Genomic DNA, 18,950 nt, shown 5'->3' on the forward strand with positions numbered 1-18,950 from the left:
GATCATGATGAAAATATCGGTATGTGGGAGCGAACTGGCGACGTTGCTCGATAGGATGCCCGAGCAGACCCGGATCCTGTCTCTGGATTGCTTCGATACGTTGCTGTGGCGGAACACGCATCAGCCGGGTGACGTATTCGCCGACATCCCGTTCGCAGGCGGCGCGCGCGAGCCGCGGACGACCGCGGAGGCACTGGCGCGGCGGACGAAGGGGTTCGTCACCGGCAAGGCCGAGGTGTCGATCGAGCAGATCTACCAGAAGCTGTTGCCAGGAGCATCGCCGGAAACCGTCGCGGCCGCCGTGCAGCATGAACTGGACGCCGAGGCCCGGCATTGTTTCGGGTTCGAACCGGCCGTCGCCCTGATCCGCGCGGCCAAGGCGCGCGGACTGGACGTGATCATCATCAGCGATACCTATCTGAGCGCCGAACAGCTGCGCACGTTGATCGCGCGCGCCGCCGGGCAGGAGGTCGCGGATGCGATCGACCGGATCTTTGCCTCGTCCGAATATGGCATGAGCAAGGGCGCCGGGCTGTTCAAGCCGGTGCTGAAGGCGTTGGGCGTGGCTCCGGACACCATTTTGCACGTCGGCGACAATCATGGTGCCGATCAGCGGGCGCCGTCCCAGCTGGGCGTGTCGACGGTGCATCTGCGGCAGTTCGACTCGGCGGTGCAGCATCGCTTGCGGCTGGAAGCGTCGATGGCGACGATGCTGGACCATAGAGTCAGAACCGATGTGCCGGCCTTGCAGCCGCACCGTGTCGCACTGGCGCTGCGCACCGCGGGAACGCAGGAATGGACGACGGGTCATGACGTGATCGGACCGATCATGCATGGTTTCCTGGAATGGATCCGGGCCGAGGCCGCGCGCATGGAGGAAGCGGCCGGCAAGCCGGTCAAGATCCTGTTCCTGATGCGGGACGGCTATCTGCCCATGAGGGTGTTGCAGGCGATGGGCGGGGAGGGCGTCGCGGTCGAGGTCAGCCGGCTGACCTCGACCCGTTCCAGCTTCTTCGATCATGAGGCCGTCGATCGCTATATCATCCGCGCGCTGCATCGCCGCGAGGATACGGTCGGCCGTGCGCTGTTGTTGACCGACGCCGAAGTCGCCAAGCTGAAAGGCAAGGGCGATCATCTGGATTTCAAGCGTGCCGTGCTGGCTCCGCCGATCCGCGCGCGGATCGTGACCCGGTCGAAAGCCTATGCCGATCGGCTGGAAGCGCATTTCCGTTCGCGCGGTGTCGAGGATGGCGACGCGGTCATGCTGGTGGATCTGGGTTACAACGGATCGGTGCAGAACATGATCCAGCCGGTGCTGGAGGCGCGCATGGGCCTGACGGTAGCCGGGCGCTACCTGTTGCTGCGCGAACAGGAGACGACCGGCCACGACAAGCGCGGCTATTTCGATACGCGGCATTATGATTATCGCGCTCTGCATGCGCTGAGCCTAGCGATCGCGGTCGTGGAGCAGCTGGCGACGGTCGCGCAAGGATCGGTGATCGACTATACACCGGCCGGCGATCCGATCCGCGATGTGTTCTCGATCAAGGATTCACAGGCGGCGACACGGGACGCGGTTCAGGCGGGTTGCATCGATTATGTGAAGACCGCGCGTGCGGGCATGTATCGGCCGCCGGCCTCCGACGACGAGGATGGACGCCGCCAGATGGCGGTCGCGATCCTCGCGCGGCTGCTGTTCCTGCCGTCGAACGAGGAAGTCGAGTTGTTCCGGACCTTCGATCAGGACGTCAACCTGGGCGTGAAGGACATGATCAAGATGGTGGACACCGAACTGTCCGCCGATGGTCTGCGCCGCCGTGGCATGCAGTATCTGAAGGATGCCAACCGCATGTACCTTTCGGCGGAGCTGCAGCCGCAGGGCATCCCGCTGAACATGGCGTTCTTCAACATCAGCCGGTTCGGCCTCGACCTGCGCGGATCGGATTTCCAGACGGGCGAGATCCAGATTCCCACCATCCTGACCGATGGCGCGACCGACGCGGTGACCGGGTTCGGCGCACACCCGACCCATGACGGCTATTACATGATGTCGGTGCCGATCGGCGCCGCGCGTTTCTCCGCGGCGATCCAGTTCGGGACGCTGTTCGAAATGGTGCAGATCGACGAGGTGAGTGTGTTCGACCTGCAGTCGTTCGGCGCGAAAGGGGCAAGGCCGACGTCCCGGATCCCTGTCTACGATGCGATGACGCCCGTATCGGACAAGGTGTTCCGATGCGACGAGACGGGGTTGATGTTCGTCGAACCGCCCAAAGGGCAGCACTTGCGTCCGCAGCTGTTGGTGGTGGTGTTCCGCCCGATCGTGCATCGCAGCGGCGTGGCACTGCAGAAGGCGGCCTGACGCGCGGGCCGTTAAGCGGTCTGCCTACCGGGTCATCGAAGACCGTCCGCAGCGATGCGGACGGTCTTTTTCATGTGCGGTAGTCTGAAGCCGGCATCGCGGCCGGGCCAACAAGCGCGCGACCTGAACCGTCCATCGCCCGCGTCCGCCGACAGGACGTCGATCGATTGCACGCCGGTCCGTTTGGTCGGAGCCTGTCGGGAAGGTGCGGGCGGTTCTCGACAGGCTCGAACCGAACGGCGGCAGAGTGATCCGATCTCAGGGCGTCGGGCGTTCTTCCCGTCATGCGGATCGCGAGCAGGCGATCGGGATGGAGGGATCAGCTTTGGATTGGTTGTTTCAGGTCGCGGAATGGCATGTCCGCGGCGCACGAAAATCCCGGCGTCGAGGATTCGACGCCGGGATGATGGTCTTCGGAGAGGGTATCAGGATCAGCCGAGCAGTTTCAGGACACCCTGCTGCGACTGGTTCGCCTGCGCAAGCATCGCGGTCGAGGCCTGTGCCAGGATGCCGGCCTTGGCCAGCGCCGTGGTTTCGGTCGAATAGTCGGTGTCTTCGATCCGGCTGCGCGCGTCGGACAGGTTGGTGACGTTCGACGACTGGACGTTGACGATGGTTTCGAGGCGGCTCTGCGACGCACCGAGGCTGGAGCGCGCGGTGGCGAGCTGCGCCAGCGCATTGTCGACATTCGTGAACGTGTCCGCGGCAGCGGAGCCGCTGGTGACATCCATGCCCGAAGCATCGAAGTCGGCGACATCGACCTGCGGCTTGGAAATCGCGACCGTGTCGCCCGAATTGGCGCCGACCTGGATGGTGAACGCCTCGCTCGACGAGCTGGCCGTGCTGCCCGAGTTGAACAGCGCGACGCCGTTGAACTTGGCGTCGGTGATGATCGCCTTTGCCTGTGCTGCCAGTTCGGTGACTTCGGCCTGGATGTTGGCGCGGTCGTCGTCGGAGTATGTACCGCTCTTCGACTGCACGGCCAGTTCGCGGATGCGCTGGAGAACATTGGTGACTTCGCCGAGCGACCCGTCGGCGGTCTGCGCGAGCGAGATGCCGTCGTTGGCGTTACGGATGCCCTGGTTCATGCCGCGGATCTGCGACGTCATCGAATTGGTGATGGCGAGGCCGGCTGCGTCGTCCTTGGCGGAGTTGATGCGCTTGCCGGTCGACAGGCGTTCGGTGGCGATCGCGTTCATGGCAGTCGCCATGCGCGAGGCGTTCTGCGCTCGAAGCGCCGCGGAATTGGTATTGATGACAGACATGATGTTCGAGTCCTTCCTCTCTGAACTACACTGGTCTTCCTTGCACCCGCGGCTCCTATCAAATGGTTAACAACAACTGGCCGAATGCGCTTAATAACGGTTTTACCATCCGCTCTTCACGCGCGGGCCGAAGACGCACGAAGGCCCCGGCGTCGGAAGGGACGCCGGGGCCTTGCAGCCACCCTAGGGTGAAGTGTTTAGCGCAGGAGGCTCAGAACACCCTGCTGCGACTGGTTCGCCTGGGCCAGCATCGCGGTGGATGCCTGTGCCAGGATGCCCGCCTTCGCCAGGTTCGTCGATTCGGTGGAGTAATCCGTGTCCTCGATCCGGCTGCGGGCGTCGGACAGGTTGGTCACGTTCGACGACTGCACGTTGACGATCGATTCCAGGCGGCTCTGCGATGCACCGAGCCCGGCGCGGGCGGTGTTGATCTGCGCCATTGCGTCGTCGACTGCTTCGAGCGTCGCGGAAGCGCCGTCGACATCGGTGACGTCCATGCCCGAGGAGTCGAAGCTGGTCACGTCGACCTGAGCCTGCGAGATCGCAACCGTGTCACCCGAGTTGGCGCCGACCTGGATTGTGAAGGCGTCGCTGGAGGAGCTGGCCGCGCTGCCCGAGTTGAACAGGGCGACACCGTTGAACTTCGCGTCCTGCACGATCGACTTGGCCTGCGCCGCCAGCTCGGTCACTTCGGACTGGATGTTCTCGCGGTCGTCGTCGGAATAGGTGCCGCTCTTCGACTGAATGGCGAGTTCACGGATGCGCTGCATCACGTTGGTGACTTCGGCCAGCGCGCCGTCGGCGGTCTGGGCGAGCGAGATGCCGTCGTTGGCGTTGCGGATGCCCTGGTTCATGCCGCGGATCTGCGACGTCATCGAGTTGGCGATGGCGAGGCCGGCGGCGTCGTCCTTGGCGGAGTTGATGCGCTTGCCGGTCGACAGGCGCTCGGTCGCGGTCGCCTGCATTGCGGCACCGAGACGCGAGGCATTCTGTGCACGGAGAGCACCGGTGTTGGTGTTGATGACGGCCATGAAAGTCCCTTCCCATTTTGAAGCTACCGGCTGGTGAAGCACTCTTCGTCAGCCACAAACCGGGTAACGGCGCGGGCAGGCGGGTCTTTACCGCGTTTCAGCAGAATAGTTTCGGGGGGTGGCGCCTAAAGTTTTCCAGTCCCCCGCCGTTCGCGCGCCGCCGGGCGCAGGCCCGTACCAAAGGGTGAGGCGTGGGTTTTACCATGCATTAACCAAGACAGCGGTACTTGAGTCGGGATCAGAGGGGACCACGACCGTGACCACCATTTCCACCAAGGCCGCACAGGAAGCCCCGGCACTGGCCGCCTGGCTGGCCGGCGCCGGCATCGGGTGCCGCGTACAGGATGCCGCGGTGGCGCGCGATCGCGCCGACATCGCCGTGCTGCATACCAGCGAACAGGCATGGGCCACGCACCGTGACATCCTGATCGAGCTGGCCGACGGCGTGCCGGTACTGGACCGTGCGCGCGGCGGCATGCCGGCCCGGGTGCGGTTCGGTTTCGACGACATGGCATTCGGCCATGCGCTGATCGCCGAGCTGTTGCGCCCGGCCCTGCGCCCGGCCTGTGGCGAGCCCGACAGCGCCGCTTTCCTGACGCTGGCCGCGCGGATTGCCGCAAGCGATGCGACCGTGCTGGTGCTGGGCGAAACCGGAACCGGCAAGGAAGGACTGTCCCGTTACCTGCATGATCGTTCCGCACGGCGGGACGGCCCGTTCGTCGCCGTCAATTGCGCGGCGCTGCCGGAGACGATGCTGGAAGCGATGTTGTTCGGCCACCAGAAGGGCAGCTTCACCGGCGCCGGCGCGGCGGGCGAGGGCCTGTTCCGCGCGGCTGAGGGCGGCACGCTGATGCTGGACGAGATCGCGGAACTGCCGCTGGCGTTGCAGGCGAAGCTGCTGCGCGCGATCCAGGAGCGCGAGGTGTTGCCGGTCGGCGGCACGCGCCCGATCGCGATCGACGTGCGGATCGTGGCCGCGGCCAACCGCGACCTGGCCACCGAAGTGGCGGCGGGCCGGTTCCGGGCCGATCTATACTGGCGCCTGAACGTGATGCCGCTGACCCTGCGTCCGCTGGGACAGCGGCGGCTGGACATCCGCGCGATCGCGGCGGCGCTGATGCTGCGCCATGTGCGCACGGACGACCTGTTTCCGTGGCCGACGCAGGCCGCGCTCGACCGGATGATGGCCCATGACTGGCCCGGCAACGTCCGCGAGCTGGAAAATGTGATCCAGCGCGCGCTGCTGCTGCGTACCGGCGACCGGCTGGACGCGGGTGACCTGACGCTGGACACCGCGGTGGTCCCCGCGATCATGCCGGTCGCCACCGTTGCGGCAGATCCGGTGGTGCCGATCGGCGGGGCAGCGGTGACGCGCCTGTCCGACCTGACCCGTACGATCCGGGCGCAGGCGATCGAGGAGGCGCTGGTCCAGACCGGCGGACACCGGTTGCAGACCGCGCGCCTGCTGGGAATTTCCGAACGTACCCTCCGCTACCGCCTTGCTGACATGAGGAACGCCGCATGACCCGCATAGACGCTTCATCCCTTCTGCAGATGCGGGCCACCATCCTGCAGCAGAACAGCGCGCTCCAGAAAGCGTCCGCGGGCAGCAATGCCCTGGACGGGCTGGGCGTCGGCGTGGCCGGGTCGGATGCCGGTGCGGTTCCGCCGTCGGGCAAGGCAGATTTCGGTGCGGCGATCAAGGACGCGATCGGGCAGGTCAACGACCTGCAGGCGAAGTCCGCCACCGATGCGGAGGCGTTCGACCGCGGTGAAACCAACGACATCGCGGCGGTCATGTTGTCGCGCGAAAAGGCATCGGTCGGGTTCCAGGCCACGTTGCAGGTCCGGAACAAACTGCTCGCCGCGTACAAGGATATCATGAGCATGCCGGTCTGACATGAGCGAACTGGTCGCCACCCCCACCGACGTGCGGACCATGCCGATGCCCGCACGCATCCCATCCACCAGCGGATTCGGGTCCGTGCTGGAACGGATCCGCAGCTTTGCGGGCCAGCCCGCGGTCGCCAAGGCGATGCCCGCGGTCGGCCTGCTCGCGATGATCGGCCTGGCTTTCCTGATCTGGTCCAGCTTTTCTGCCGCGCCGCAACGCGACCTGTTCCGCGGGTTGCCCGACGGGGACAAGGCGGCGGTGGCCGATGCGCTGCAGACCGCAGGCATCCAGTACACGATCGATCGCAGCACCGGCGCACTGACCGTGCCGGACGACAAATATTATGAAGCGAAGATGCTGCTGGCGCAGGCCGGCCTGCCGAAGAGCGCGCCCGATGGGGAAAGCGCGATGGCGTCGCTTCCGCTGGGCGCGAGCCGCGCGGTCGAGGGCGAGCGGCTGCGCGCGGCGCATGAACTGGACCTGGCGCGCACGATCGAGGCGATCGATGCGGTGCAGACCGCGAAAGTGCATATCGCGGTGGAGCAGCCGAGCGTCTTCCTACGCGACCAGAGGCCGGGGCAGGCATCGGTGATGCTGAAGCTGAATGGTGGCCGGTCGCTGTCCGAGGCGCAGGTGCAGGCGATCGCCAATCTGGTCGCATCATCCGTTCCCGGGCTGACCCCCGACGCGGTGTCGATCGTCGACCAGTCGGGACGGTTGCTGTCGAAGGCAGGCCAGGACCCGGGTGCGCAGGTCGCCGACCGGCAGATCGCGATCCAGAACCAGGTCGAGCAGCGTTATGCCGATGCGCTTGACAAGTTGCTGACCCCGCTGGTGGGTGCCGGCAACTTCACCGCCGAAGTGCACGCCGACCTGGATTTCGCCGAAGTGCAGGCGACGCGGGAAAGCTATCCCAAGGAATTGCAGGCGGTGCGGGCGGAGCAAGGCGGCTGGACCAAGGAGGGTGGCCCGCAGGGGCTGGCTTCCGGCATTCCGGGGGCCTTGTCGAACACGCCGCCGTCCGCCGCGACCGTATCCACCGCACCGAACCAGACCGTTGCGGCGCCGCCGGCGGCCGGCACCACCGCGGCCGCGGGCGCGCTGACCGGCGAAGCGGCGCGGACGACCGAGAATTACAACCGGACGTTCGAGCTGGGCCGTGAAGTGTCCGTGACCAAGAACCCGGCCGGCACCGTTCGCCGCCTGTCGGTGGCGGTCGCACTGAAGGATGAGAAGGGCGCCAAGCGGTCGCCCGCCGAGATCGCGGCGCTGGAAAAGCTGGTGCAGGGGGCGGTCGGCTATGACCAGCGGCGGGGCGATGTGATCGCGCTGTCGTCCCGCAGCTTTGCATCGATCGATGCGGAGAAGCTGCCCTGGTACGAGGCGAGCTGGATCCCGATGGCGAGCCGCAACCTATCGGCCGTGCTGATCGCGCTGCTGGTGGTGTTCGGGGTGGCCCGCCCGCTGCTGAAGCGCCGCGCGACACCCGCCGCCGCACCCGCCGCCAAGGGCGATGCCGCAAAGAGCGGAGGCAAGGCCGGTGTTCCGGCGGTCACGTCCGGCGGCGGAAGCGGATCGATGGGCAACGAGATTGCCAGCGCACTGGCCGCCAATGGCGCTCTGTCGGCGCCGGTGACGCTGGAGATGATCGAAAGTGCGCCCAGCTATTCGGCGCGCGCCGATCTGATCCGGAACTTCGTCAAGCAGGATCCGGCGCGTGCCGCCCTGGTGGTGCGCGACCTGATCCGACAGGACGCCGCAGAAGAGGTCGGGGCCAATGGCTGACAAGAAAGCGGACCCGATGTCGTTGAAGGGTGGTAGCGAAGCCGCGGCGATCCTGCTGATGTTGCTGGCCGAGGACGAGGCAGCCGAGGTGTTGAGCCGGCTGGAACCCGACGAGGTCCAGCAGCTGGGCGGCGCGATGTTCTCGGTCGCGGACGTCAGCGAACGGCAGGTCGACGGGGTGCTCGACCTGTTCGTCGACCGCGCCAAGACCCGCACGACGCTGGGCTTTGCAGCGGACGTGCAGATCCGCGGGATGATGGAACGCGCGCTGGGCCAGGACCGCGCCGAAAACGTCATGGCACGGATCACGCCGCCGCAACGCGTCGTGTCGCTCGATTCGCTGAAGTGGATGGACGCCCGTACGATCGCGCAGCTGATCGAGCATGAGCATCCGCAGGTGGCGGCGGTCGTGCTGGCGCATCTGGAATCTGGCATTGCGGCCGATGTGCTGCAATTGCTGGACGAGGAGTTCCAGGCGGACATCGTGTACCGGATCGCCACGCTGGGCGAGGTATCGACCGAAGCGCTGGAAGAGCTGGAGCGCATCCTGGTCAAGCAGGTCGCCAAGTCGACCAGCGGCAGCAGTTCCAAGCGCGGCGGCGCGGCGGAGGCGGCCAAGATCGTCAACAGCACGCGCACGACCGCCGAGCAGCGGTTGATCAAGGCGCTGTCCAAGCTGGACAAGGCGTTGGCGCGCACGATCGAGGACGAGATGTTCATCTTCGACGATCTGATGGGCGTCGACGACAAATCGATGGGTGCGATCCTGCGCGGAGTCGAGAACGATACGCTGGTGGTCGCGCTGAAGGGTGCGGATTCCTCGCTGCGCCAGAAGATCTTCGGTTGCATGTCGAGCCGCGCGGCACAGTCGATCCAGGACGAGATCGCGGAACGCGGTCCGATGCGCCTGGCCGATGTGACCGAGGCACAGAAGGTGATCCTGCGGACCGCGCGCCAGCTGGCCGCGGAAGGAACGATCATGCTGGGTGGAAAGGGCGACGACTTTGTCTGAGATCTGGCAGGACATCGGGGCGCAGGCCGCGCGGGTCGCATCGCTGGCGGCGCCGCCGGCGACGTTCACCGCATGGGGCCGAGTGCCCACGCCCGCGGGGCTGGTGCCCGCCGCGCAGGAGCTGGACTCTCTCGGTTCCGATCTGGACGAGGATGCGATCATCGATCCCGCCGCGATTCACGACCAGGCCTTTGCGGCCGGCCATGCCGAGGGACTGGCGATGCTGGAGCGCGCCATCCTGGACGAACGCGTGGCGGTGGCACGGCTGGCGCAGTCGCTGGACGGGTTGCGGCCCGAACCGGCGGGGCCGCTTGCCGCGCTGCTGGCGCGGACGGTCGAACGGCTGGTGCGGCAGGTGGTCGGCGAGGTGGCGATCGACGATGCCCGTCTGATCGCGCGGGCGACCGCAGCGGCCGAGCTGATCGCCGACGAGACCGCGCCGGCGCGGATGTGCGTGCATCCGGCCGATTATGAACGGCTGGCGGGCGCGGCCCTGCCGGTCGAACTGGTCGCCGATCCCACGATCGCGCCGGGTTCGGTGTCGGTCGAAGGCGTGGAGGGCTGGATCGAGGACGGTCCGGGCGCGGCGCTCGACCGGCTGGGACAGTTGCTCGACCGGATGGGAGTGGCGGGCTGATGCCCGATATCGGCAAACAGGGCTTCACGCCGGCCAGATCCGCGACGCCGGGGATGCTGGCGACGCGCGCCGGCGCGCTGCTGGACGCGATCGACCTGGCGGGCGACGGGCCGCGCCGGATCGGCAAGCTGGCCGCGTTCGACGGCATGATGCTGGAGGCGACCGGGTTCCGGCGGCCGATCGGCAGCGGCGCGCGCGTGATCGATGCCAATGGCCAGCGCACCCGCGCCGAAGTCGTCGGATTTCGGGGCAATCGCACGCTGATGGTCGCGCTGGACGGTGAGGCGCCGCATATGTGCGGCGCGCGTGTCGAACCGGACGGCGAAGGCGGAATGGCGGACGTCGGCGACGGGTTGCTCGGCCGGGTGGTCGATGCGCTCGGCAATCCGCTGGACGGGCTGGGGCCGGTCGCGACCGCACAGAAATGGCCGCTGGCCGGACGGCCAGGTAATCCGCTGGAACGCGGGCGCGTGACGGAGGCGTTCGACATGGGCGTGCGCGGCGTGAACGCGCTGCTGACCGCCGGTGTCGGACAGCGGATCGCGATCATGGCGGGATCGGGCGTCGGCAAATCGGTGCTGATGGGGCAGATGATCGCCGGCGCCGATGCCGATGTGATCGTCGTCGGGCTGGTCGGCGAGCGCAGTCGCGAAGTTTCCGACTTTCTGGCGACCAAGCTGAACGGCGATGTCCGCCGCAAGAGCGTGGTGGTGGCGGTGCCGGCCGATCATCCGCCGATCCTGCGGCTGCGCGCTGCGATGCGGGCCACTGCGATCGCCGAATATTTCCGCGAACGCGGGTTGAAGGTCCTGTTGCTGATCGACAGCCTGACGCGCGTCGCCCATGCGCAGCGCGAGATCGGGCTGTCGCTGGGCGAGCCGCCGACGATGAAGGGCTATCCGCCCTCCGCCCTGGGATTGGTGCCGCGATTGTGCGAGCGGGCGGGCGCGTGCGCACGGACCGGGGGATCGATCACCGCGCTGTATACCGTACTGGCCGATGGTGACGATGTCGACGATCCGATCGTGGATACGGCGCGCGCGATCGTCGACGGGCATATCGTGCTGTCGCGGTCGCTGGCCGAACAGGGCGTGTTCCCGGCGATCGACGTCGGCCGGTCGTTGAGCCGCGTGATGGCGGACATCGTGCCCGACGATCATGCGCAGGCGGCGATGCGGCTCCGCCGGCTGTGGTCGGTCTATGAGGAAAATCGCGACCTGATCCTGATGGGCGCGTATCGCGCCGGCAGCGATGCGATCGTCGACGAAGCGATCGCGCGGCATGAGGATATCCTGCTGTTCCTGAAGCAGGGACAGAAGGAGCGAGTGGATTATCCGACGTCGGTCATGACCCTGATCGCGGGATTTGATCGGTGAAGGCGGTGATTCGCCGCCGTGAGCGGATCGTGCGCGTGCGCCGGGTCCAGCATCTGCAGGTGGCAGCCGCCGCGGCGGCAGCGGAAGGGCGTGCGGCGCAGCTGGAGTCGACGTCCGAACGGCTGCGCGACCTGCGCCAGAGCCTGATGCCGACGCCGGGAACGACGTTCGGGTCGGCGTTGTCGAGCGTTTCCGAGCTGGGCGAGCGGCTGGAGCGCGTGCGCGACGGGTTGACCGATGCGATCGTGAGCGCGCGCGCCAATGCCGCGCAACAGGCCGCGCTGCGGCTGGCGGCCCGAATTCGCGAAGAGAGTGCACTCCGTCTTAAGGAGCGCTCGGAGATAGAGTGGAATGCGGACCGCGAGCGCCGCATGGCCGCCGCGCGCGGTGGCCGCCGAAGCGAAGGGCCCCTGTCATGATGACCGCAATACCCGTTGCCGGCGCCAAGACCGCGATTGCGGGCGGTGCGATGCCGTCCGCCGCACCCGGCGCGGGTGCCTTGGGACTGGATTTCGGGGCGATGCTGGCCGGCGCGACCCCGATCGATGCGGCGGCGCCAGTAGCGGTGATCATGCCAGGGCCAGAGGCGGAGCCGGAGCTGGCGGCGGTGGCGGTTCCGACCGCGTTGCGCGTGGCAAAACCGGGCGAGGAGATCGCGGCACCTGTTCCGGCACCGACTTTGCCGCTGCCCGCGGATCACGGCCCGCACGCCCGGCGTGCGGCTGCGCCGCCGGCGATCTTCGTCGTGAAGGACGTTGCGGCGACACCGCCTGCTGCTCCGGATCAGCCGCCCGTCGCTGCGGTGCCTGGCGTTCGGGCGAACAAGGCGCTGGTGCCGGAGCTGCCGGTCATCGCGCGCGATTCGGCGGAACCCGAAATCGCATTGGGCCCCGTCGAGCAGAGCCTGAAGGCGGGTGCGGTCGCGGCGCGGCCGACGCCACACACGGCACTGGCGGCCATTCCGACAATCATGACGGAGCCGCGGGACGCGGCGTCCGCCGCGGAGCCCAGCAAGGCGGAGGAGGACTCCGCGCCGGCACCGGACGCCGCGATGGCAGGTGATGCCACGATCGCGCCGATGTCGCCGATGCCGATGCCGATGCCGGCCGCGCCGCCAGTTGCCACGCGGGCGGCCGAGCCCGATCACGCACCTGCGGCCGATCCAATCCAGCGGCAGATGGCAATGGCGAACGGCGCCCTGCCCAAAGGTGGCGATGTAAAATCGCGGCTGTCGGCTGCGCCGCTCCGGAATGCGTCGGTGCCACCGCAGCAGGTGCAGCAGGTCACATCGCTGCCCGGCTTTGTTGCGGTTCCGGGCCCCGACATGCAGGCAGCGGTGGTTGCACCGCTGACGCAGCCCTCGAATGGCGGGATGCCGCCCGCGATGGCGATGATGCAGGATGTTTCGGCATTGCTGGCGCAGGTTCCGCCGGTCGCCACGGCCAACCCGGCCCAGGCGCTGGCATTGCCGCAGGCGGTAGGATCGACGTCAACGGCGGCGCCTGTGACCGCATCCGCCGCGGAGCTGACGCCGGGCGCGGTGCGGGAGCCGAAGCGGCGGGAGGCCGGGCGGTCCAACGAGGCCGTATCGCCGATCACGGGCGATGGTCCGACGATGCTGGTGGCGGATGTCGCGCCGCCGGTGTCGATGCGCGACGCCGCGCCGGTCACGCCAGCCGCCGTGCACGATGTCGTGCGGACGGGCGTGATCTCGCCCGATGCGGCAGTCGGGTTCCATGTCGATGCCGCGCGGCACGGGCAGGAACTGGATCAGGTCGCGCGGGATATCGTTTCGACCGCCGGGAATGACGGCAAGCTGAGCTTCAAGCTCGATTCGCATCGGCTGGGGTCGCTGGGCGTCGAGATGACGCGCGACGCGATCGGCCTGCATGTCCGGCTGGAGTCCGGCGATGCGGCAACCCGCAGCCTGATCGCCGATCAGCAACAGCAATTGGTGACCGATGCGCGCGCGGTGGGTGTCCGCATTGCGGAGACGACCGTCGAGGCGCCGCGCGTCGAGCCGCCGCGCCGCGAGGAACCGGCGCAGTCGCAGGGCGGGACCACGAACCGCAACGATTCGCCGTCCGGTCAGTCCACGCAGGGCCAGTCGACGGGCGGGCAACCCGGCCAGCGCGGCAGCGGCCAGCAGGCGCAGACGGCGCCTGGCTGGACCCAGCAGGGACGCGGCACCGGAACGGGTGCGGGAACGCGTACCGGCCGGCCGGCCGCGACACCACGCGATCTTTATGCATGAACGGGGATGAACGATGAGCGACGATGCACCAGCCGAGAAGCCGAAGAAGGCCGGCAAGAAGAAACTTATCCTGATCGGCGTCGGCGCGATCGTGCTGGGCGGCGGCGGGGTCGGCGCGGGCATCTGGGCGTCGGGCGGCGGCCATGAAAAGGCCAAGCATGAGGTCGATCATCCGAAACTGGTCCCCAAGGAGGGCGTGACCGCGGACGAGGACGCGGGCGGGCCGCAGGGTCTGGGCAGTTTCGACCATCACGACTACAAGCCGAGCTATGTCGATATCGAGAAGCCGTTCACGTCGAATTTGCGCGACAGTGCGTCGGTCGTGCAACTGGCGCTAGGCATCTCGACCTATTATGACGAGCGCGTCCTGGAAGCCGTCAAGAGCAACGACACCCCGATCCGATCTGCGGTGCTGATGAAGCTTGCCGATCAGGATCCTGATTTCATATCGACCCCGGAGGGCAAAAAAGCCTTGCAGAAAGCTTTGAAATCCGCCGTTAACGATGTGCTGATCAGCAAGGAAGGCTTTGGCGGGGTCGACGACGTGTACTTCACCAGCTTCATCATCCAGTGACGGGGCCCTGAGGTGACGGACTCGGGCACAGGGTCTCCGTTCCTGACGGACGAGGCGCAGCCGACCACCCGGTCGGCGGCCGCGGAGGCGCGTCCGTTCACCCTGGGCAGCAAGGCATTCCAACCGGCAGCCCGGCTGGCGGGACTGGAGCGGATGGCGGAGCGGATCGCGCGGGGGATCCGCACGATCGTCGAGCCGCTGGTGCGGGTGCGCACCGATGTCGTTCCGCAGCCGCTGGAAACAGTGATGTTCGGCGCGTGGAAGGAAACTTTGCCGTCGTTCACCAGCATCAGCCTGTTCCGGGTCCGGCCGATGAAGGCCGGGATCCTGGTGGCGTTGGAGCCCGAGTTCCTGGCGCGGCTGGTCGACACCTATTATGGCGGGACCGGCCGTGGCGGACGGCCGAACGCGCGCGAATTCACGCCGATCGAAGATCAGATGCTGGCGCGCGTGACCGGCGGGGTGATCGACCAGCTGGTCGAAACCTGGTCCGAGGTCATCACCTTGTCCCCATCGCTGGGCGGGCGGGAGACCAAGGCGGATTATGCAACGCTGGTCCGCCCGGACGAGCCGGTGGTGGTACAGGCGTTTCTGGTGAACCCGTCGGGGCACATGCCGACGGTGCTGTCGCTGGTCTATTCGCTGGCGGCGATCCGCCCCTATGAGGCGCAATTGTCGGCGAAGGTGCATGAGGATGCCGGCCCGGCGGACGCGGACTGGCGCGGGCGGATGGCGCATGCGCTCGAAAATGTTCGCCTGCCGGTCCGCTCGGTGCTAGCGCGTCCGGAGCTTTCGGTGTCGCAGTTGATGCAGCTGAAGGTCGGGGACGTCATTCCGATCACGCTGGCGCCGAAGGCGCCGCTGATTGTCGCCAATCGCCGGTTCGCCCATGGTACGATCGGCGAACGCGAAGGGCGGGCGGCCCTGATGATCGAAAAGGTCGGGAACTCTGGCGAGTGAGTGCGATGGACGAGGTCGGCGGCGGTCTTCAGGGCCGGAACTACAAGATGCTGTCCGACATCCCGTTGCGGTTGTCGGTCGAGGTCGGGTCGACGTCGCTGAAGCTGTCCGAGCTGCTGGATCTGGCCGAAGGCGCCGTGGTCGAACTGGACCGGCAGGCGAATGAGCTGCTGGACATTCTGGTGAACGGCACGCTGGTCGCCAAGGGCGAGGTGGTGACGGTGAACGGCCGGTTCGGCATCCGCGTGGTCGATGTGGTCGCCACCGACGCCCGGCTGGCGGGGCTCGAACGCCGGACATGATCGGCATCAGCTATCTCCTCAACCTGGTGCTGATGCTGGCGCTGGTGGCGGGCATGGCGGTGGGCGCGCTCTGGCTGTGGCGCAAGGCGCAGCCGGGGCTCGGCCTGCGCGGACGTGAGCGCTATGTGAAGCTGGTCGATGCGGTGCCGATGGGTGCGACGTCGCGGCTGGCGGTGGTGGAATTCGACGAGCGTCACCTGTTGATCGCCGTGTCGCGCAACGGTGTGACCTTGCTGGCGGACGGCCCGGCGCCGTTGCTGGTGCCAGCGGACGATGCGGATGCATGATCCGGTGCTCGCTCCCGATGGCGGTAGGGGAGCGGCGGGCGCGCGCATGACAGGCCCGCGAACCGGACGGGGAGCGGGCGCACCGACCCGCTCGTCCTCCCGACCGGCAGTTGGCAGGCCGGGGCTGCGCGCGACGCTTCGGGGCTATGGTCCCGCGTTCTGGGCCAAGGCGCTGCTGCTCTCCTTCGTGTTGACCATCGTCCTGGCCTATGCCGCGCCGTTGTTGGCGCAGACGGGCGCACCCGTGCCGCCGGGCACCGGCCTGACGGCGGGAGCGGCGCAGACCGGCGCGCTGGACCGCGCGATGGGCACGATCGCCGGCAATGGCCGGCCATTGTCGCTTTCGCTGCAGATCCTGGTCCTGATGAGCCTGTTGACGGTCCTGCCGTCGCTGGTGCTGATGATGACCAGTTTCACCCGGATCATCATCGTGCTGTCGATCCTGCGGCAGGCGCTGGGACTGTCGCAGACGCCGCCCAACCAGGTGCTGGTCGGGCTGGCGCTGTTCCTGTCGCTGTTCGTGATGCGGCCGGCGGTGGATGCGATCAATGCCAATGCGTTTCGCCCCTATGGCGCCGGACAGATCGGGATCGAGGAAGCGGTCAACCGATCCGCGACCGTGCTGCACGGATTCATGGAGAAGCAGGTCCGCCAGACCGACCTGAAGCTGTTCGCGGAACTCGCCAAGACGCCGCCATTCGCCAAGGCGAGCGACATCCCGTTTTCGATCCTGTTGCCCGCGTTCGTGACGTCGGAGCTGAAGACCGCATTCCAGATCGGATTCCTGATCTTCCTGCCGTTCCTGGTGATCGACCTGGTGGTGGCATCGACGCTGATGGCGCTGGGCATGATGATGCTGTCGCCCTCGATCATCTCGATGCCGTTCAAGCTGTTGCTGTTCGTGATGGTCGACGGCTGGGCGCTGACGATGGGATCGTTGGCCGCCTCGTTCGGAACAGGGTGAGGGGCGGGACATGGACTCCGACTATTTCGTCGGCGTAGCCCAACAGGCGCTATGGGTCGTCGCGCTGGCGACCGTGCCGGTGCTGATCCCCGCGTTGGTGGTCGGCATCATCCTGGGCATGGTGCAGGCGGCGACGTCGATCCAGGAACAGACGTTGACCTTCGTCCCCAAGCTGATCGTGATCGGGATCTGCCTGGCGCTGTTCGGTGGATCGATGCTGGTGCTGATCGCCGATTTCACGCGCGACATGTTCGCGCGTATCCCGGAATTGATGCAGTGATCCCAACTGGTTTCGCCGGTGTCGAAACCCAGCTCTGGATCTGGATGCTGGCGATGATCCGGCCGGGTGCGGCGTTTCTGGCGGCGCCGATCTTCGGCGCGGCGCATGTTCCGGTGCAGGTGCGGCTGATCATCAGCCTGGCCGTGGGGATCCCCGCGGTGTCGGTGGTGCCGTTCGCGCTGCCGCCGGAAGGGTTTGCCAGCATCGCCGGGTTCGCGCTGGTCGCGGGCGAGATCCTGGCCGGGCTCGCGCTGGGCTTTGCGGTCCAGATCGGGTTTTCGTCCGCCTTGCTGGCGGGAGAGACGATGGGCAATGCGATGGGGCTGGGCTTTGCCAGCATGCTCGACCCGATGTCGGGCCAGCAGAGCCAGGCGATCGGGCAGTTTCTGACGGTGCTCGGTACCTTCCTGTTCCTCGCGATGGGTGGGCACCTGCTGCTCGCGATGATCGTGTTCGACAGTTACAAGGCGTTGCCGCCGGGGCAGGCGTGGCTGACCGCCGACGCGTTGCGCGGGCTGGTGCGGTTCGGCGGCACGATCTTTGCCGCGGGCATGGTGATCGCGTTGCCGGTCGGGTTCGCGGTGGTGCTGGTGCAGCTGGTGATGGGCATGCTGGCGCGATCCGCGCCGGCGCTGAACCTGTTTTCGGTGGGTTTGCCCGCGGCGCTGCTGGCCGGGCTGATCCTGATGGCGTTTGCGGCGCCGTCCCTGGCGGAGGCGATCACGCGATCGATGACGGCGGGGCTGGAATATGCGCGGACATTGTCCGCGGGTGGCAGCTGAGCGATGGCCGACACGCCCGACCGCGACGAGAAGACAGAGGCCCCGACCGGCAAGCGCCTGCGCGATTCGATCGAGCAGGGCGATGTCCTGCAATCCAAGGAACTGGCCACCGCGATCAGCGTGCTGACCGGTGCGCTGTGGTTGATGGTTGCGGGTCCGTGGATGCTGTCGGCGTTGAGCGACATGCTGGTCGCGGGTCTCAGTTTCGGCCGGGATGACATTGTCGGGTTCGACCCGACGATCGTGATCCAGCATCAGATCGGCGGCGTCATCGTTCCGCTGTTCTCGTTGTTGTTCCTGATGATGGTGACCGCGGTCGCCACGCCGGCGGTGCTCGGATCGCTGGGTTTTCGCTGGAGCGCGCTGGGGTTCAAGGCGTCCAAATTGAACCCGCTGGCCGGGATCAAGCGGATCTTCGGGCCGCAGGGCCTGATGGAACTGGTCAAGTCGCTGGTCAAGGTGATCGTGCTGGGCGGAGTCGGCTGGTGGCTGTTGTCGGGCGAGATCGCGAACATCACCGCCTATGGCAATGCCGACATCGGCACCGCGATCCGCGCCGTCGGCAAGACGTTCGTCCATGCCTTCCTCATCATGGCGCTGGGCCTGCTGCTGATCGCCGGCGTCGACCTGCCGGCGCAGATCATGCAGCGCGCGGCGCGGCTGCGCATGACCAAGCAGGAAGTGAAGGACGAACACAAGCAGAGCGAGGGCAGCCCGGAGGTGAAGGGCCAGATCCGCCGGCGCCAGGCCGAGGTGCTGCGCGGATCGGTGCGGGTGGCGGTGACCGAGGCGACGGTGGTGCTGACCAACCCCACGCATTTCGCCGTTGCGCTGCGCTATCGTCCGGGGGTGGATTCGGTGCCGACCGTCATGGCGAAGGGCCGGGGCGCGACGGCAGCGGCGATCCGCGATTTCGCCAAGGAGATGAAGGTCCCGCTGCTCAGCTATCCCCAGCTGACGCGTTCGCTGTATTTCACCACGCGGCAGGGGCAGGAGATCCGCGAGGACCTGTTCCTGGCGGTCGCGTCCGTGCTGGCATTCGTGTTCCGGCTGGACCAGGCGATGGCGGACGGCGTGCCGCAGCCGGTGGTCGATGTGCCGGTCGAGCTGCGGTATGACGAGGAAGGCCGTCGCGGCGCCTGATCCCTGCCGCCGGGCCGGGCCGTGCAAAAAAATGCTTAAGCATTT

The 18,950-nt window shown here is 67.2% G+C and carries 19 protein-coding genes; 17 read left to right on the forward strand and 2 right to left on the reverse strand.

The features are described from left to right. Window positions 1–4: 4 nt before the first annotated feature. The gene (locus VF649_RS12230; RefSeq protein WP_331012233.1) at window positions 5–2,359 is read left to right on the forward strand and encodes an HAD family hydrolase; all 2,355 of its coding nucleotides are present in this window, start codon (window positions 5–7) and stop codon (window positions 2,357–2,359) included. Window positions 2,360–2,790: 431 nt separating this feature from the next. Here VF649_RS12230 and VF649_RS12235 read toward each other — a convergent pair whose 3' ends face one another. Beyond that, window positions 2,791–3,624 (reverse strand): flagellin, encoded by an 834-nt coding sequence (locus VF649_RS12235; protein WP_331012234.1) that lies wholly within the window; start codon window positions 3,622–3,624, stop codon window positions 2,791–2,793. 197 nt (window positions 3,625–3,821) lie between these two features. Further along, window positions 3,822–4,655, reverse strand: coding sequence for a flagellin (locus VF649_RS12240; RefSeq protein ID WP_331012235.1), 834 nt, complete (start codon window positions 4,653–4,655; stop codon window positions 3,822–3,824). Window positions 4,656–4,911: 256 nt separating this feature from the next. Here VF649_RS12240 and VF649_RS12245 point away from each other — a divergent pair, with 256 nt between their 5' ends. The 16 genes from VF649_RS12245 to VF649_RS12320 are packed head-to-tail and all read left to right on the forward strand — an operon-like array spanning window position 4,912 to window position 18,905. Further along, window positions 4,912–6,180 (forward strand): sigma-54 interaction domain-containing protein, encoded by a 1,269-nt coding sequence (locus VF649_RS12245; protein ID WP_414713676.1) that lies wholly within the window; start codon window positions 4,912–4,914, stop codon window positions 6,178–6,180. Next, window positions 6,177–6,554 carry a flagellar hook-basal body complex protein FliE gene (gene fliE / locus VF649_RS12250; protein WP_331012236.1) on the forward strand — a complete coding sequence of 126 codons (378 nt, stop codon included), beginning with the start codon at window positions 6,177–6,179 and terminating at the stop codon, window positions 6,552–6,554. Before VF649_RS12245 ends, fliE begins: the two co-directional genes overlap by 4 nt. 1 nt (window position 6,555) lies before the next feature. Then, window positions 6,556–8,334 carry a flagellar basal-body MS-ring/collar protein FliF gene (fliF, locus tag VF649_RS12255; protein ID WP_331012237.1) on the forward strand — a complete coding sequence of 593 codons (1,779 nt, stop codon included), beginning with the start codon at window positions 6,556–6,558 and terminating at the stop codon, window positions 8,332–8,334. After that, complete coding sequence (gene fliG, locus VF649_RS12260) at window positions 8,327–9,346, forward strand: flagellar motor switch protein FliG (protein ID WP_331012238.1); 1,020 nt, start codon at window positions 8,327–8,329, stop codon at window positions 9,344–9,346. The genes fliF and fliG overlap by 8 nt, the downstream gene beginning before the upstream one ends. Then, the gene (locus VF649_RS12265; RefSeq protein ID WP_331012239.1) at window positions 9,339–9,983 is read left to right on the forward strand and encodes a hypothetical protein; all 645 of its coding nucleotides are present in this window, start codon (window positions 9,339–9,341) and stop codon (window positions 9,981–9,983) included. The genes fliG and VF649_RS12265 overlap by 8 nt, the downstream gene beginning before the upstream one ends. Window positions 9,984–10,036: 53 nt before the next feature. Next, window positions 10,037–11,359: a FliI/YscN family ATPase gene (locus VF649_RS12270; protein WP_331012285.1), complete on the forward strand. Its 1,323-nt coding sequence runs from the start codon at window positions 10,037–10,039 to the stop codon at window positions 11,357–11,359. Then, complete coding sequence (locus tag VF649_RS12275) at window positions 11,356–11,778, forward strand: hypothetical protein (protein ID WP_331012240.1); 423 nt, start codon at window positions 11,356–11,358, stop codon at window positions 11,776–11,778. Before VF649_RS12270 ends, VF649_RS12275 begins: the two co-directional genes overlap by 4 nt. After that, window positions 11,775–13,613 (forward strand): hypothetical protein, encoded by a 1,839-nt coding sequence (locus VF649_RS12280; protein ID WP_331012241.1) that lies wholly within the window; start codon window positions 11,775–11,777, stop codon window positions 13,611–13,613. The genes VF649_RS12275 and VF649_RS12280 overlap by 4 nt, the downstream gene beginning before the upstream one ends. A 13-nt stretch (window positions 13,614–13,626) precedes the next feature. Beyond that, window positions 13,627–14,187 (forward strand): flagellar basal body-associated FliL family protein, encoded by a 561-nt coding sequence (locus VF649_RS12285; RefSeq protein ID WP_331012242.1) that lies wholly within the window; start codon window positions 13,627–13,629, stop codon window positions 14,185–14,187. A 12-nt stretch (window positions 14,188–14,199) separates the two neighbouring features. Next, on the forward strand, window positions 14,200–15,147 hold the full coding sequence (locus tag VF649_RS12290; RefSeq protein ID WP_331012243.1) for a flagellar motor switch protein FliM: 948 nt from the start codon (window positions 14,200–14,202) through the stop codon (window positions 15,145–15,147). A 5-nt stretch (window positions 15,148–15,152) separates the two neighbouring features. Then, on the forward strand, window positions 15,153–15,449 hold the full coding sequence (gene fliN / locus VF649_RS12295) for a flagellar motor switch protein FliN (RefSeq protein ID WP_331012244.1): 297 nt from the start codon (window positions 15,153–15,155) through the stop codon (window positions 15,447–15,449). Next, window positions 15,446–15,736 carry a flagellar biosynthetic protein FliO gene (locus tag VF649_RS12300; protein WP_331012245.1) on the forward strand — a complete coding sequence of 97 codons (291 nt, stop codon included), beginning with the start codon at window positions 15,446–15,448 and terminating at the stop codon, window positions 15,734–15,736. The genes fliN and VF649_RS12300 overlap by 4 nt, the downstream gene beginning before the upstream one ends. Before the next feature lie 46 nt (window positions 15,737–15,782). Next, entirely contained in the window at window positions 15,783–16,700 is a 918-nt protein-coding gene (gene fliP / locus VF649_RS12305) for a flagellar type III secretion system pore protein FliP (protein ID WP_331012246.1), read from the forward strand. A 10-nt stretch (window positions 16,701–16,710) separates the two neighbouring features. Then, window positions 16,711–16,980, forward strand: a complete 270-nt coding sequence (gene fliQ / locus VF649_RS12310; RefSeq protein ID WP_331012247.1) for a flagellar biosynthesis protein FliQ — start codon at window positions 16,711–16,713, stop codon at window positions 16,978–16,980. Continuing rightward, window positions 16,977–17,762, forward strand: a complete 786-nt coding sequence (gene fliR, locus VF649_RS12315) for a flagellar biosynthetic protein FliR (RefSeq protein ID WP_331012248.1) — start codon at window positions 16,977–16,979, stop codon at window positions 17,760–17,762. The genes fliQ and fliR overlap by 4 nt, the downstream gene beginning before the upstream one ends. Window positions 17,763–17,765: 3 nt before the next feature. Continuing rightward, the gene (locus tag VF649_RS12320) at window positions 17,766–18,905 is read left to right on the forward strand and encodes a flagellar type III secretion system protein FlhB (RefSeq protein ID WP_331012249.1); all 1,140 of its coding nucleotides are present in this window, start codon (window positions 17,766–17,768) and stop codon (window positions 18,903–18,905) included. The last annotated feature ends 45 nt before the right edge of the window (window positions 18,906–18,950 follow it).

This window comes from Sphingomonas sp. (assembly GCF_036387535.1).
GTDB lineage: Bacteria > Pseudomonadota > Alphaproteobacteria > Sphingomonadales > Sphingomonadaceae > Sphingomonas_R.

Coding starts and splice junctions, on each gene's coding strand:
- VF649_RS12230 (WP_331012233.1), top strand. CDS start 5: ATGATGAAAATATCGGTATGTGGGAGCGAACTGGCGACGTTGCTCGAT.
- VF649_RS12235 (WP_331012234.1), bottom strand. CDS start 3,624: ATGTCTGTCATCAATACCAATTCCGCGGCGCTTCGAGCGCAGAACGCC.
- VF649_RS12240 (WP_331012235.1), bottom strand. CDS start 4,655: ATGGCCGTCATCAACACCAACACCGGTGCTCTCCGTGCACAGAATGCC.
- fliE (WP_331012236.1), top strand. CDS start 6,177: ATGACCCGCATAGACGCTTCATCCCTTCTGCAGATGCGGGCCACCATC.
- fliF (WP_331012237.1), top strand. CDS start 6,556: ATGAGCGAACTGGTCGCCACCCCCACCGACGTGCGGACCATGCCGATG.
- fliG (WP_331012238.1), top strand. CDS start 8,327: ATGGCTGACAAGAAAGCGGACCCGATGTCGTTGAAGGGTGGTAGCGAA.
- VF649_RS12270 (WP_331012285.1), top strand. CDS start 10,037: ATGCTGGCGACGCGCGCCGGCGCGCTGCTGGACGCGATCGACCTGGCG.
- VF649_RS12280 (WP_331012241.1), top strand. CDS start 11,775: ATGATGACCGCAATACCCGTTGCCGGCGCCAAGACCGCGATTGCGGGC.
- VF649_RS12285 (WP_331012242.1), top strand. CDS start 13,627: ATGAGCGACGATGCACCAGCCGAGAAGCCGAAGAAGGCCGGCAAGAAG.
- fliN (WP_331012244.1), top strand. CDS start 15,153: ATGGACGAGGTCGGCGGCGGTCTTCAGGGCCGGAACTACAAGATGCTG.
- VF649_RS12300 (WP_331012245.1), top strand. CDS start 15,446: ATGATCGGCATCAGCTATCTCCTCAACCTGGTGCTGATGCTGGCGCTG.
- fliP (WP_331012246.1), top strand. CDS start 15,783: ATGACAGGCCCGCGAACCGGACGGGGAGCGGGCGCACCGACCCGCTCG.
- fliQ (WP_331012247.1), top strand. CDS start 16,711: ATGGACTCCGACTATTTCGTCGGCGTAGCCCAACAGGCGCTATGGGTC.
- VF649_RS12320 (WP_331012249.1), top strand. CDS start 17,766: ATGGCCGACACGCCCGACCGCGACGAGAAGACAGAGGCCCCGACCGGC.